This window comes from Halopseudomonas sp. 4NH20-0008 (assembly GCF_057548395.1).
Genome location: NZ_BAAJMD010000002.1, coordinates 130,440 through 143,908, shown reverse-complemented (window position 1 = coordinate 143,908; position 13,469 = coordinate 130,440). Strand labels below are relative to the sequence as shown.

Sequence of the window (13,469 nt, the reverse complement as noted above, 5' to 3'; positions counted from 1 at the left end):
GTGCCTGCGCAGACAGGCGCTACTCTTGCTCGTCCAAAAAGGCCATTCCAGCACCTTCATCCTTGATCACTCGCTGCACAATCATGTTCAGTACCGGAGCCGGAAACGGCATGTCCTGTACCTGACCCAGCACCTTAGTGCCTGGACTCAGGACAGTAAGATCAGGGTTCTCAACAAACACACCGCCATCAGACAGGTCACGGGTAAAGCCGAAGACATCACCGATATCCGGGTGACTGATCTTGATCCGGCAGCGCATGGGTGTACGCGGATGTTGACGCTGATTGGACATGTGACCCCCGTAAAGCCTGTGATTATGAATGGTTCAATACCATTTCTTCTCGCCCGGCGGGCGTTTCTTGAAGCGCTTCATGCTCCACATATACTGACTTGGCCAGCGTCGCACATAGCCTTCAATGGTGCGACTCATGCTCGCTACCGCAATCTCTGGATCACTACTGTAAAGGGTCTCGGGCGCCGCTTCCACAAGGACTTTGAAGCCGGCATGATCGGGCAGGCGAATGCAATGCAGGTACAGGGCCGTGGCCTGATTACCCTTGAGCAGACTGGGGACAAACTTGCTGGTCAGCGCCGTGGCCGCAAAGAAGGGTACAAAAACGCCACTCTTCAATGCTGGTTCGGGATCGGCAGGAATGCCGACAGCTCCCCCACGACGCACCTCCTTCAAGACGCTGATGGTGCCTTCCAGCGTTGAGGGTGCGGTTCTGTTACCAAGTTGCGCACGTTGCCGTTGCAGCAACTGATCAACCACCTTCTGCTTTGGTGGTCGGTAAAATACCAGTGGCGAGCATTGTGCCGCATACCAGTGATTGAGCACCTCCCAGTTACCCAGGTGGCTGGTAATGCAGACCAGGCCCTTGCCTTTGGCAATCGCCTCCTGAATCAGTTCAGCGCCTTCAACCTCGCGCACCAGCGCCAAGGTTTTCTCCGGCTTCCACATCCAGGCACAGGCGCTTTCGGCAAAGCTGCGGCCCGTGTCCTTGAGTGTCTCACCCACCAATTGTTCGCGCTCAGCCTCATTCAACTCCGGCAAGCAATGCTGCAGATGGATACGTACCACATCACGAGCACGATTCGGCAGCTTCCACATCAGCCAGCCTACTGCTGCTCCGCAGCGCTGAGCCCAGGCAAAGGGCAGGCAGGCCACCAGTCTGAGAAAGCCAACGATTATTGCGCCCTTGAGCCGCTCCACAACAACCTCCCGATTAATGCAATTGGCTGCATTGTAATGGACAACGGTGCATAACCTGTAGCGCGTCTCAGCCTGCTGACAGCAGCGGGTATCGAAAACAATCGGTGGTGTGATCCATGACCATACCGGTGGCCTGCATGAAGGCGTAACAGATGGTCGGCCCGACAAAGGTGAAGCCGGCTTTTTTCAGCGCCTTGCTCATCGCCTGGGCTTCAGCGGTCTGGGTCGGGATCTGACTGATGTGGGCGAAATGATTGACCAGCGGCTGACCGCCGACAAACTCCCAGAGCCAGACCGCCGGGTCCTGTTGTTCAGCCAGCGCCAGCCAGGCGCGGGCATTCTGCCGCGCGCCATATACCTTAAGGCGATTGCGGATGATGCTGGCATCCTGTAGCAATCCAAGCAAATCCGCCTCACTCTGATTGGCCATGAAGTGCGGATCAAAGCCGTTATAAACCTGACGATAACGATCGCGCTTTTTCAACACCGTGATCCATGACAAGCCGGCCTGAAAACCATCCAGCAGAAGCTTTTCAAACAGATGCCCGGCGTCATATTCCGGCACGCCCCACTCAGTGTCATGGTAATGCTGATAGACCGGATCATTCGAGCACCACTGGCAACGACACTGTTCCGGTGTGATGTCTGATGGCTGACTCATGCTGACTCCCTGTAAAAAATGCGCTGATGCCCGATCTTTCTGGCCCGGTTCCTGTATGTCTTACCCCGTCTGATTGTATACTGCGGCCTTTCTTTTAATGCCAACCGCGGTGAACAACGTGACTCAGACCAACCCCGCCACGCACAGTTTCCAAGGCCTGATCCTTGCCCTGCAAAGTTACTGGGCAGAGAAGGGCTGTGTACTTCTGCAGCCCTACGATATGGAAATGGGCGCCGGTACCTTTCATACCGCTACCTTTCTGCGCGCCATTGGCCCGGAAACCTGGCATGCCGCCTATGTGCAGCCAAGCCGCCGCCCCGCGGATGGCCGCTACGGCGAGAATCCCAACCGTCTGCAACATTACTACCAGTTTCAGGTGGTGTTGAAGCCCAACCCGGGCGATATGCAGGAACTTTATCTGGACTCGCTAAAGCACATTGGCATTGATCCGTTGGTGCATGATATCCGTTTTGTCGAAGACAACTGGGAATCACCGACCCTGGGGGCCTGGGGTCTGGGCTGGGAAGTCTGGCTGAACGGCATGGAGGTCACGCAGTTTACCTACTTCCAACAGGTGGGTGGGGTTGAGTGCTACCCGGTAACCGGTGAAATCACCTACGGCCTTGAACGGCTGGCGATGTATCTGCAGGGCGTCGATTCGGTCTATGACCTGGTCTATTCCGACGGCCCGTTCGGCAAGGTGACCTACGGCGATGTGTTCCATCAGAACGAAGTCGAGCAGTCGACCTACAACTTCGAGCACGCCAACGTCGAGAAGCAGCTGGAACTGTTCGACTTCTATGAAAGCGAAGCCAACCGTCTGATGGCCGCGGAATTACCACTGCCAGCCTACGAGATGGTGATCAAGGCGTCACACACCTTCAACCTGCTCGATGCCCGGCGGGCGATTTCGGTTACCGCTCGCCAACAATACATTCTGCGCGTGCGTACCCTGTCCCGCGCGATTGCCCAGAGCTACCTGCTGGCTCGGGCACGTCTGGGCTTCCCGATGGCCACCCCGGCATTACGTGATGAAGTACTGGCCAAACTCAAGGAGGCCGAATAATGCAGACTGCGGATTTTCTGGTTGAACTCGGCACTGAAGAGCTGCCACCCAAGTCTCTGAAAGGATTGGCTGAAGCCTTCCTCGCTGGCGTTGAAAAGGGCCTGCAGGACGCTGGTCTGGGTTACCAGGCGGCACGCTATTACGCGGCCCCGCGACGCCTGGCGGTGCTGGTCACCGCCCTGGCAACCCAGCAGCCGGATCGTAGTCAGCAAATGGACGGTCCGCCGCTGCAAGCCGCCTTCGATGCAGAAGGTCAGCCAACCCAGGCGGCACTGGGATTTGCCCGCAAGTGTGGTGTGAGCATCGAGCAACTGGATCGTAGCGGTCCGAAATTGCGTTTTGTGCAGAGTATTCCAGGGCAACCGGCTGCCGAACTGTTACCGACATTGGTCGATACCGCTCTGGCGGCCCTGCCGATACCCAAGCGTATGCGCTGGGCGGCGCGCAAAACCGAATTTGTGCGCCCCACCCAATGGCTGGTGATGCTGCTCGGTGATCAGGTCATTCCGGCCGAGATTCTCGCCCAGCAGGCTGGACACACCTCTCGCGGTCACCGCTTCCATCACCCCGAGGCAATTCGCATCAGCACTCCGGCCAGCTACGCGGAAAACCTTCGTGGCGCCTATGTGATTGCCGACTTTGCCGAGCGTCGTGAACTGATCCGTCAGCGCGTCGCCGAGCTGGCGGCCGCGCAGCAGGGCACAGCGATTGTTCCGGAGGCCCTGCTTGATGAGGTTACCGCTCTGGTGGAATGGCCGGTACCCCTGGTCTGCTCGTTCGAGGAGCGTTTCCTTGAGGTCCCCCAGGAAGCCCTGATCTCGACCATGCAGGACAACCAGAAGTATTTCTGTCTGCTCGACGCCCAGGGCAAGCTGCTGCCGCGTTTTATCACCGTAGCCAATATCGAGAGTCAGGACCCGGCGCAGATTGTGTCCGGCAATGAAAAGGTGGTGCGGCCGCGCCTGACCGATGCCGAGTTCTTTTTCAAACAGGACAAGAAAGCGCCGCTTGAGCAACGTAACCAGCGCCTGGCCAATGTGGTGTTCCAGGCGCAACTGGGCAGCGTCTTCGACAAGGCTCAGCGGGTCTCTAGCCTGGCCGCCAGCATTGCTACCGCTATTGGCGGTGATGCTCAACGCGCCGCACGCGCCGGGCTGCTGAGCAAGTGTGATCTGGCCACTGAAATGGTCGGCGAATTTCCCGAGCTGCAGGGCATTGCCGGTTATTATTATGCCCTGCATGACGGTGAGCCTGAAGATGTTGCTCTGGCCCTGAACGAGCAGTATATGCCGCGCGGTGCCGGTGCCGAGTTGCCCGGTACCCTGACCGGTGCTGCCGTGGCGCTGGCCGACAAGCTGGACACGCTGGTCGGTATCTTTGGTATCGGCATGCTACCGACCGGCTCCAAGGATCCCTATGCCTTGCGCCGCGCTGCCCTGGGTGTATTGCGCATCCTGATCGAGAAACGTTTGGAGCTGGATCTATCCAGCACCCTGCAAACAGCGGTTGCGCAGTATGCCGACAAGGTCAAGGCCGATACGCTGCTCAGCCAGGTGCTGGAATTCATTTTTGACCGTCTGCGTGCCCGCTATGAGGACGAAGGTATCGACGTCGCCGTATACCAGGCTGTACGCGCGCTGAACCCGGTTTCACCGCTGGATTTCGATCAACGGGTACAAGCGGTACAACTGTTCCGTCGTCTACCTGAAGCTGATGCCCTGGCCGCCGCCAACAAAAGGGTATCGAATATCCTGGCCAAGGCCGAGGGTCAGGTTGGCCAGCAGGTTGATTCAGGTCTGTTGCAGGAAGGCGCCGAGCAAGCCCTGGCCCAAGCCATAGACCAGGCCGAACAAGCTAACGCACCTCTGGCCGCCAGCCGCGATTACCAACGCAGCCTGGAACAGCTGGCCTCGTTGCGCGAGCCCATTGATGCGTTCTTCGATCAGGTGCTGGTGAACGCTGACGATCTGGCTGTTCGTGCTAACCGCTATGCCCTGTTAGCGCGGCTGCGCAGTTTGTTCCTGGGTGTGGCTGACATTTCGCTTTTGGGATAAATGGGACTCGCTAGCTGTTTGCACAACCGGGCAAAGCCACCTGTCCGGTCTGTTGCTTGCAGCTTGCGGCTTGCAGCTGGGGTTATATGAAACTGATCATCCTCGACCGCGATGGTGTCATCAATCAGGATTCCGATGCCTTCATTAAAACCCTGGCCGAATGGATTCCGCTGCCCGGCTCCATCGAGGCCATTGCACGCCTGAGCAAAGCCGGCTGGACTGTTGCTGTGGCCACCAATCAGTCGGGGCTGGGGCGGGGCTATTTTGATCTGGCAACACTGGAGAAGATGCATGGTCGTTTGCGTCAGCTGGTAGCGGAGCAGGGCGGTGAACTGGGGCTGATTGTGTACTGCCCGCACGCGCCGGATCAGGGCTGTGATTGCCGCAAACCCGCGTCCGGTCTGTTTCAGCAGATTGCCCGGCACTATGCCGTCTCACTTGCTGCTGTACCTACCGTGGGCGATAGCCTGCGCGATCTCCAGGCCGGGGTGAGTGTGGGTTGCACTCCCTATCTGGTGCGGACCGGCAAAGGCGCAGAAACTGAACACAAGGCGCTGCCCGAGGGCACGCTGGTATTTGACTCTCTGGCCGCTGTGGCCAACCATCTTCTGGAAAACGCACCATGAGTCTGTTGATGCCCCTGCGCGTCGTTCTCTTTTATTTTTTACTGGCCAGCAGCGCCCTGCTCTGGGGCCTGCTGATGTTGATTGTTGCGCCTTTCATGCCTTTTCGCTGGCGTTTTACTCTGATTGTCGGCTGGTGGAGCAGGGGCGCGATCTGGCTGACCAAGCATCTGGTTGGTATTCGCTATCAGGTCACCGGCCTGGAGAATATCCCGCAGCAACCCGGGGTCATTCTGGCCAATCACCAGAGCACATGGGAAACCTTTTTTCTTCAGCAGATCTTTCGCCCGCAGACGCAATTGATCAAAAAAGAGCTGCTCTACGTGCCCTTCTTTGGCTGGGCCTTTGCGCTGGCCCGCCCTATTGCCATTGATCGCAGCAACGGCCGCGACTCACTCAAGCAATTGAGCCGAATTGGTGGTGAACGCTTGGCTGAAGGGGTATGGATTCTGGTATTCCCCGAAGGCACTCGGAACCTGCCAGGTACCCCGGTCAAATTCTCCCGTGGTGGCGCGGCGCTAGCCTGTGTCAATGATGCCCCGGTGGTTCCGGTGGCACACAATGCCGGTCTATTCTGGCCGAAATTCGGCTGGTCTAAGCACCCGGGGACAGTACAGGTGCACATTGGCCCGGCAATCTACCCCAAAGGGCAGGATCCGCGTGCTATTGTTGAGCTCAACAAGACAGCTGAACAGTGGATCAACAACGCCCTCAAGGGCATGCCTGTGCAGCGACAAGAATAAGACAGAAGGACGGACAGCGCATGGATATCAACGACTACCTACGCAAACTGGCTGAGCTCAAGGGCTCCGATCTGTTCCTCAGTGTGGGCGCAGCGGCGACCATCAAATGCGATGGAACCTTTGTCAAACTGTCCAATGAGACCCTGCCCAAGGGCTCGGTCAAGGCCATGGCAGAGGCGCTGATGTCCGCCAAACAGATAGAAGAGTTTGAGCGTGATCTGGAGATGAACCTGGCCGTTGGGCTTCAGGGCGTCGGGCGGTTCCGGGCCAATATCTACATTCAGCGCGGTGAAGTAGCGATGGTCATCCGCTATATCAACGACAAGATTCCGAACTTTGCCGAGCTGGGCCTACCGGCGATTCTGGAAAAGCTGGTGATGCTCGACCGTGGTCTGATTCTGGTGACCGGCTCGACCGGCTCGGGCAAATCCACCACCCTCGCAGCCATGCTTGATTACCGTAACAGCAACCGTGCCGGACATATTGTCTGCATCGAAGACCCCATCGAGTTTCTGCATCACCACAAGGAGTCCATCATCGACCAACGTGAGGTCGGGCTGGATACCCACAGTTTCAAGGATGCCCTGCATAACGTCCTTCGTGAAGCGCCAAATGTCATCATGATTGGCGAAATTCGTGATCGCGCCACCATGCAGCATGCCCTGCACTACAGTGAAACCGGTCACTTGGTACTGGCGACCATGCACGCCACCAATACCGTGCAAGCGGTCGAGCGCATGGCCAATATGTTTCCTGAAGACACGCGGCAACAGGTTCTAAGTGACATATCAATGAATCTGGCGGCGATTATCGGCCAACGTCTGGCAATAGGTACGCAAAAGCCAAGATTACCCGTTGTCGAGGTCATGATCCGAACGCCCTATATTGTCACCCTGATCAAGCGCGACGAAATACAGGATATTCGCCAGGCCATGAGCAGCGGTACCGACGACAAGGCGCTGCAAACCTTTGATCAGCACCTTTTCCAACTACTCACGGAAAAAGCCATCACCCTCAAGGAAGCGCTACGTCTGGCTGACTCACGTAACGATCTGATGTTACGGGCCAAGATGGAGGCCTCCCCTGCTTCGGAGCGGCCTGCCACTCAGCCCACGGCCCGCACCAGTACCGGCAGTGACACACCCAAACCGGCTACCGCCGGCTCGTTCGATGCTGACCTGACGGATGACTTCAGATAGACAAGTCACTGTGTCTGGTTTGTCTTTTTTGTACTTGGGGGGGACACTCTAACGGCCGGATCGGCGGGCCTGTTTTACCGCATACATGGCTGCATCGGCACGGCTGATCAACGACTCGCTGTCCTTTTCGTCAACCAGTGCAGTAACAATACCAATACTGGGCCCAGCGTATAAGAACGGCTCGCCACTCAAGTCATAGGTTCCGATTGTCAGTGACTCCAATCGGCTGCGAATTGCTTCACGACTCACATCAAGGTCTGCCGAAAGGGCCGGGCCAAAGACCAGGAATTCATCTCCACCATAGCGGGCAACAAAATCACTGTCTCTGAGTCCTTCTGAGAGGCGCTGGGCAATCTGTATCAGAAAGCGGTCTCCAGCATCGTGGCCATACTGGTCATTGATTGCCTTGAAACCGTCCAGATCAATATAGGCAAGGTGTAGCGGGGTACCACTTCGACGGACCCCAGCAAGCGCCCTGGTCAACTCCTGCAGCGACGCGCGGCGGTTGGGAATACCCGTGAGCGGATCCGTCAGCGCCTGCTGGCTGAAGACAAGATTCTCCCGCTGCAACTGCTCAAGCAACCTGTCTCGTTCTAGCTGCCGAGCAATCAACTTGGCTAGCATAGTCAGTAGGCGCCTAGCATCGCTATTGATATTGATGCGTGATGCACTTGAACCGCACAGCGTACCAAACAGCTCTCCGTCACCGATACAAATAGGCTCGCTTAGATAGGTATTGATACCCAGCTGCCTAGCCGCTTGCGAATCACCCCAGCAACTGGCGACATCGTCAGTGAACGGCTTTTGCTCGTCTAGCGCCCGTTTGCACAGGGTATCGCCCCATTCAACGGACAACCCTTCAGGTATGTCGAGTTGCTGGGTTTTGGTGTTGTTGGCATACAGGATATGCTGAAGTCCTTGCGCCTCATCAATATGCGTAAGGTAGGTAGACTCCAGCCCGGTTATTTCCTCGAGAATCTCCAAAAACGGGCGAACCAGCTCTTCAAGATCATTGCTATCGTTAATGGTTAACGCAAGCTTTTCGAGAATGCCGTTCAGATTCGCCGTCATAGCTTCATCCGCAGTAATTCCGTGCTGAAGTGGAATGAATCGGTCCTGGATTCATTCACGCCTCCTTGAGCTCAAGGAGGCGTTTGTAGAAAAAAGACTCTACCAAGACTACACGGAAATTCGCAGAATCAACAATGTCACGCCATCACACATCCAGATTGGATACCGCCAGCGCGTTGCTTTCAATAAACTCGCGGCGCGGTTCAACGTGGTCGCCCATCAACGTATTGAAGATCTGATCGGCCGCAATGGCGTCCTCAATATTCACCCTCAGCATACGGCGGCTCTCGGGATCCATGGTGGTTTCCCAGAGCTGATCGGGATTCATTTCACCCAGACCCTTATAGCGCTGAATAGTGTGGCGACGTGCGGTTTCGTTCATCATCCATTCCAGGCCTTCCTTGAAATGGGTGATGGGCTTTTTCTTTTCGCCGCGCTGCATATAGGCGCCATCTTCGAGCAAGCTCTGCAGCTTCTCACCCAGCTCAGCCATACTACGGTAATCGTTGCTGGCAAACAGGTCACGGTTGAAGGTGCAGTAGCTCGACAGACCGTGGGAGATGGTTTCCACCTCGGGCAGCCACAGGTGCCGTTCGGTGTCCTCACGCAGGCTGACACTGAACTGCTGACCTGAACGCTCACCGGTCTTGACCATGGCTTCGAACTTGCTGATCCAGTCATGCATGAAAGCTTTATCGGCCAGATTGTCCAGGCTTAGACGCGGCAAATAGATAAAATGCTCCATCAACTCCAGCGGATAAAGACGGGACAGGCGCTTGAGGGTTTTCATTACCCCGCGGAACTCCTGCACTATGCGCTCCAGGCCTTCGCCAGTGATTCCCGGTGCGTCTTCGTTGACGAACAGGTAGGAATCTTCAAGCGCCGACTGAGTCAGGTATTCTTCCAGCGCCTCATCATCCTTAAGGTACTGTTCCTGCTTACCCTTCTTGATTTTGTAGAGCGGCGGCTGGGCGATATAGATGTAACCGCGTTCGATCAGCAGCGGCATTTGCCGGAAGAAGAAGGTCAGCAGCAGGGTACGGATGTGCGAGCCGTCAACGTCAGCATCGGTCATGATAATGATGTTGTGATAACGCAACTTGTCGATATTGAACTCTTCACGGCCGATACCGCAGCCCAGGGCGGTGATCAAGGTGCCGACTTCCTGGGAAGAGAGCATCTTGTCAAAACGCGCTTTCTCGACGTTGAGGATCTTGCCCTTGAGCGGCAGGATAGCCTGGGTCTTGCGGTTACGCCCCTGTTTTGCCGAGCCACCCGCAGAGTCACCCTCCACTATGTAGAGTTCAGAGAGGGCAGGGTCTTTCTCCTGGCAATCCGCCAGTTTGCCTGGCAGACCGGCAATATCCAGGGCGCCCTTGCGGCGGGTCATCTCACGCGCCTTACGAGCTGCCTCACGGGCACGGGCAGCATCAATCATCTTGCCCACGACCGCCTTGGCTTCACCGGGCTTTTCCAGTAGATAATCGGCAAAGCACTTGTTCATTTCCTGCTCGACCGCAGTCTTCACCTCGGATGACACCAGCTTGTCCTTGGTCTGGGACGAGAACTTTGGATCCGGTACTTTGACTGAAATAATCGCTGTCAGACCTTCACGGGCGTCGTCACCCGAGGTGCTGACCTTGAGCTTTTTCAGCAAGCCTTCCTGTTCGATGTAGGCATTCAGGGTCCGGGTCAAAGCACTGCGGAAGCCGGCAAGGTGAGTGCCGCCATCGCGCTGCGGAATATTGTTGGTGAAGCACAGGATGCTTTCGTTGAAGCTGTCATTCCATTGCATGGCCACTTCAACAGCGATACCGTCGTCCCGCTGAAAATCGAAATGGAACACCGAGTTGATCGTCGATTTGTTATGGTTCAGGTATTCAACGAAGGCACGCAAACCACCCTCGTATTTGAACAATTCCTTCTTGCCTGAGCGCTCATCAATCAGATTGATACCAACACCTGAGTTCAGGAATGACAATTCCCGCAGACGCTTGGCGAGGATATCCCAGCTGAAGCTGATGCTGGTAAAGGTCTCAGCCGAAGGCTTGAAATGGATCTGGGTACCGGTTGTATCGGTGTCACCCACCTCTTTCAGCGGAGCCTGTGGCACACCATGGGTGTAGAACTGCTCCCATACCTTGCCTGCACGGCGTACGGTGAGGATCAACTGTTCGGAGAGGGCGTTAACTACCGACACGCCCACACCATGTAGACCGCCTGAAACCTTGTAACTGTTGTCGTCAAACTTGCCGCCGGCATGCAGCACGGTCATGATGACTTCGGCTGCGGATACGCCTTCTTCGTGCATATCAACAGGGATACCCCGACCGTTATCCTTTACCGTGATTGACTCATCGGTATGGATGGTGATGCTGATATCGCTACAGTGACCAGCCAGGGCCTCGTCAATCGAGTTATCTACGACCTCAAACACCATGTGGTGGAGTCCGGTGCCATCGTCAGTATCGCCGATGTACATACCGGGGCGTTTGCGCACCGCATCAAGGCCTTTGAGTACCTTGATACTGGATGAGTCATAGGTGTTATTGTCGCTCATGGTCTTGTCACTCCGGACATCATTCTGTCTGCACAATGTGTCCATGTTCCACGTGGAACATGGACAGAGATGTTTCTTCTTGCCAGCTTTCAGCCAGCTGTTCTACTTCCACGCCAGTGATAAACACCTGGCATTGCAACCCTTCCAGCAACCTACAAAGGGCTTGCCGATGATGCCCATCCAGCTCTGAGGGCAGGTCATCAATCAAAAATACGCAGTCGTGCTGCCGCCCTCGCTCCTTGAGCAAATGCCCTTGGGCAATTTTCAGCGCACACACAACCAGCTTCTGCTGACCTCGAGACAATACCTCTGCCGCGTTCATACCACGAATACGCAATCTCAAATCAGCGCGTTGCGGCCCTGCTTGGGTGTGCCCCAATTGGCAGTCACGCTGTAGCTGACTATCGAGCACCTCACGCAGATCACGGTCCTTGTCCCAGCCACGAAAGTAACTCAGGGACAATTCATCCAGATTCAGCAATTCCGCCAGGACTGATTCAAACACCGGCTTGAGCTTGCTGATATAGGCCCTTCGGAAGGCGTCTATACGCTCGCTGGCATCAATTAACTCTGTGTCCCAAGGTGCCAGCAAGGCTGGGTCAATTCTACCACGTCGGAGCAATGAATTCCGTTGCTTGAGGCTTTTTTGCAACCGCTGCCAGGTACTGATGAACTGATGTTCCACGTGGAACACACCCCAATCAAGATATTGCCGGCGCTGCTTAGGTGCACCTTCGAGTAATCGAAAGCTATCAGGATTGATCAATTGCAGCGGCAGTGTATCGGCAAGCTGCGCTGTACTGCGCACCGACTGTCCATCGATTCGAATTTGATAGTCAGCTTGCTTGCTACGGGTGATACCCATGGAACGGCTTAAACCATTCTCCAAAAGCACTTCGGCAAACACCGTACAGGCTTCAAGAGAATATTGAATAACGGGCTGCAGGCGGGTACTGCGAAAGGAGCGAGCAAGGCCCAGTATATGAATAGCTTCAAGCAGGCTGGTTTTGCCGCTGCCGTTATCGCCGTAAATCAGATTGATGCGGGGTGAAGGCTGAATGGTCACCGGGTGCAGGTTACGCACACCGGTGACCGACAAACGCGAGAGGGGCATTCGAGGAGCGTCTTAGAGACGCATAGGCATGACAACGTACACGGAGTCGTCGGAATCGGCTTCCTGGACCAGGGCGCTGCTGTTGGCATCAGACAGAATCATTTTCACCTGCTCATTGCTCAGGACGTTCATTACGTCCAACAGGTAGCTGACATTAAAGCCCATCTCCAACGCACTACCGTTGTAATCAACAGCAATGTCTTCCTCAGCCTCTTCCTGCTCAGGGTTGTTGGCCTGGATTTTCAGCAAGGCATCACTGAGCATCAGGCGAATACCACGGTACTTTTCGTTCGAGAGAATAGCTGTACGACTAAACGCGTTACGCAATACCTGCCGGTCGGCCAGGACGATCTTGTCACCGCCACGGGGCAAGACTCGTTCGTAGTCTGGAAACTTGCCGTCGACCAACTTGGAAGTAAAGGTAAAATCACCAGTCGTTGCACGGATGTGGTGAGTACCCAATACGATATTGACCAGATCATCCGCCTCGCCCAGCAGTCGCGCCAACTCAAGAATACCCTTGCGTGGCACAATCAATTGATAGCGTTCCTGGTAGTCGATATTGGCATCCAGAGTGCACATGGCCATGCGGTGACCGTCGGTAGCCACTGCGCGCAGATGGCCCTTGTTGATTTCCAGCAACATGCCATTCAGGTAATAACGCACATCCTGCTGAGCCATGGCAAAACTGGTGCGCTCAATCAAACGGCGTAGCTTGTTCTGGTTGATGGCAAAACTCAGCGACCCTGGACCATCTTCAACGTTAGGGAAGTCTGAAGCGGGCAGGGTAGCCAGGGTGAAACGACTACGGCCGGCCTTGATAATGGCCTTGCCGTCTTCAACCTTGAGCGTCAGTGCCACATCATCCGGAAGGGATTTACAGATATCCATGAGCTTGCGAGCCGGCACAGTAATTTCACCAGACTCAGCGGGCTCTTCCAGCGCAATACGGCCAACCAGTTCCACCTCAAGATCAGTACCGGTCAGGGACAAGGTACTACCGTCCACAACAAGCAACACGTTGGACAAAACAGGCAGTGTCTGACGACGCTCAACCACCCCGGCGACCAGTTGCAGGGGTTTTAACAGGGCTTCACGCTGAATGGTAAATTGCATTGTCTTCCTTCGACCTCGTGCAGGTTGGCATCTTGATGCTGAACCCTGA

At 55.7% G+C, this 13,469-nt stretch carries 12 protein-coding genes; 5 read left to right on the top strand and 7 right to left on the bottom strand.

The window, feature by feature from the left end; translation table 11 throughout:
• Positions 1 to 19 precede the first annotated feature (19 nt).
• The 3 genes from AC27HQ_RS02855 to AC27HQ_RS02845 form a co-directional block, all read right to left on the bottom strand.
• On the bottom strand, positions 20 to 292 hold the full coding sequence (locus tag AC27HQ_RS02855) for a PilZ domain-containing protein (RefSeq protein ID WP_487154377.1): 273 nt from the start codon (positions 290 to 292) through the stop codon (positions 20 to 22).
• A 33-nt stretch (positions 293 to 325) separates the two neighbouring features.
• The gene (locus tag AC27HQ_RS02850; RefSeq protein WP_487154376.1) at positions 326 to 1,213 is read right to left on the bottom strand and encodes a lysophospholipid acyltransferase; all 888 of its coding nucleotides are present in this window, start codon (positions 1,211 to 1,213) and stop codon (positions 326 to 328) included.
• Positions 1,214 to 1,280: 67 nt separating this feature from the next.
• Positions 1,281 to 1,874, bottom strand: coding sequence for a DNA-3-methyladenine glycosylase I (locus AC27HQ_RS02845; RefSeq protein ID WP_487154374.1), 594 nt, complete (start codon positions 1,872 to 1,874; stop codon positions 1,281 to 1,283).
• Between the two features lie 118 nt (positions 1,875 to 1,992).
• Between AC27HQ_RS02845 and glyQ the strand changes: the two genes are divergently transcribed.
• The 5 genes from glyQ (at position 1,993) to AC27HQ_RS02820 (ending at position 7,559) form a co-directional block, all read left to right on the top strand.
• Positions 1,993 to 2,940, top strand: a complete 948-nt coding sequence (gene glyQ / locus AC27HQ_RS02840) for a glycine--tRNA ligase subunit alpha (protein WP_487154373.1) — start codon at positions 1,993 to 1,995, stop codon at positions 2,938 to 2,940.
• Entirely contained in the window at positions 2,940 to 4,994 is a 2,055-nt protein-coding gene (gene glyS, locus AC27HQ_RS02835) for a glycine--tRNA ligase subunit beta (protein ID WP_487154371.1), read from the top strand. Before glyQ ends, glyS begins: the two co-directional genes overlap by 1 nt.
• An 86-nt stretch (positions 4,995 to 5,080) precedes the next feature.
• Positions 5,081 to 5,620, top strand: a complete 540-nt coding sequence (gene gmhB / locus AC27HQ_RS02830) for a D-glycero-beta-D-manno-heptose 1,7-bisphosphate 7-phosphatase (RefSeq protein WP_487154370.1) — start codon at positions 5,081 to 5,083, stop codon at positions 5,618 to 5,620.
• Positions 5,617 to 6,360 (top strand): lysophospholipid acyltransferase family protein, encoded by a 744-nt coding sequence (locus tag AC27HQ_RS02825; RefSeq protein WP_487154369.1) that lies wholly within the window; start codon positions 5,617 to 5,619, stop codon positions 6,358 to 6,360. The genes gmhB and AC27HQ_RS02825 overlap by 4 nt, the downstream gene beginning before the upstream one ends.
• A 20-nt stretch (positions 6,361 to 6,380) precedes the next feature.
• The gene (locus AC27HQ_RS02820; RefSeq protein WP_487154367.1) at positions 6,381 to 7,559 is read left to right on the top strand and encodes a PilT/PilU family type 4a pilus ATPase; all 1,179 of its coding nucleotides are present in this window, start codon (positions 6,381 to 6,383) and stop codon (positions 7,557 to 7,559) included.
• A gap of 48 nt (positions 7,560 to 7,607) precedes the next feature.
• Here the strand turns inward: AC27HQ_RS02820 and AC27HQ_RS02815 are convergent, their stop codons facing one another.
• The 4 genes from AC27HQ_RS02815 to dnaN all read right to left on the bottom strand — a co-directional run bounded on the left by AC27HQ_RS02815 (position 7,608) and on the right by dnaN (position 13,420).
• The gene (locus AC27HQ_RS02815; RefSeq protein WP_487154366.1) at positions 7,608 to 8,630 is read right to left on the bottom strand and encodes a sensor domain-containing diguanylate cyclase; all 1,023 of its coding nucleotides are present in this window, start codon (positions 8,628 to 8,630) and stop codon (positions 7,608 to 7,610) included.
• 145 nt (positions 8,631 to 8,775) lie between these two features.
• Positions 8,776 to 11,190, bottom strand: a complete 2,415-nt coding sequence (gene gyrB, locus AC27HQ_RS02810) for a DNA topoisomerase (ATP-hydrolyzing) subunit B (protein ID WP_487154364.1) — start codon at positions 11,188 to 11,190, stop codon at positions 8,776 to 8,778.
• Positions 11,191 to 11,209: 19 nt separating this feature from the next.
• Entirely contained in the window at positions 11,210 to 12,304 is a 1,095-nt protein-coding gene (gene recF / locus AC27HQ_RS02805; protein WP_487154362.1) for a DNA replication/repair protein RecF, read from the bottom strand.
• Between the two features lie 12 nt (positions 12,305 to 12,316).
• Positions 12,317 to 13,420 (bottom strand): DNA polymerase III subunit beta, encoded by a 1,104-nt coding sequence (gene dnaN, locus AC27HQ_RS02800; RefSeq protein ID WP_487154361.1) that lies wholly within the window; start codon positions 13,418 to 13,420, stop codon positions 12,317 to 12,319.
• Positions 13,421 to 13,469 lie beyond the last annotated feature (49 nt).

Excerpts from the sequence above, each read along its gene's own strand:
- gyrB (WP_487154364.1), bottom strand. The coding sequence starts at position 11,190 with ATGAGCGACAATAACACCTATGACTCATCCAGTATCAAGGTACTCAAA.
- dnaN (WP_487154361.1), bottom strand. The coding sequence starts at position 13,420 with ATGCAATTTACCATTCAGCGTGAAGCCCTGTTAAAACCCCTGCAACTG.
- AC27HQ_RS02820 (WP_487154367.1), top strand. The coding sequence starts at position 6,381 with ATGGATATCAACGACTACCTACGCAAACTGGCTGAGCTCAAGGGCTCC.
- AC27HQ_RS02815 (WP_487154366.1), bottom strand. The coding sequence starts at position 8,630 with ATGACGGCGAATCTGAACGGCATTCTCGAAAAGCTTGCGTTAACCATT.
- AC27HQ_RS02845 (WP_487154374.1), bottom strand. The coding sequence starts at position 1,874 with ATGAGTCAGCCATCAGACATCACACCGGAACAGTGTCGTTGCCAGTGG.
- gmhB (WP_487154370.1), top strand. The coding sequence starts at position 5,081 with ATGAAACTGATCATCCTCGACCGCGATGGTGTCATCAATCAGGATTCC.
- AC27HQ_RS02825 (WP_487154369.1), top strand. The coding sequence starts at position 5,617 with ATGAGTCTGTTGATGCCCCTGCGCGTCGTTCTCTTTTATTTTTTACTG.
- glyS (WP_487154371.1), top strand. The coding sequence starts at position 2,940 with ATGCAGACTGCGGATTTTCTGGTTGAACTCGGCACTGAAGAGCTGCCA.
- recF (WP_487154362.1), bottom strand. The coding sequence starts at position 12,304 with ATGCCCCTCTCGCGTTTGTCGGTCACCGGTGTGCGTAACCTGCACCCG.
- AC27HQ_RS02855 (WP_487154377.1), bottom strand. The coding sequence starts at position 292 with ATGTCCAATCAGCGTCAACATCCGCGTACACCCATGCGCTGCCGGATC.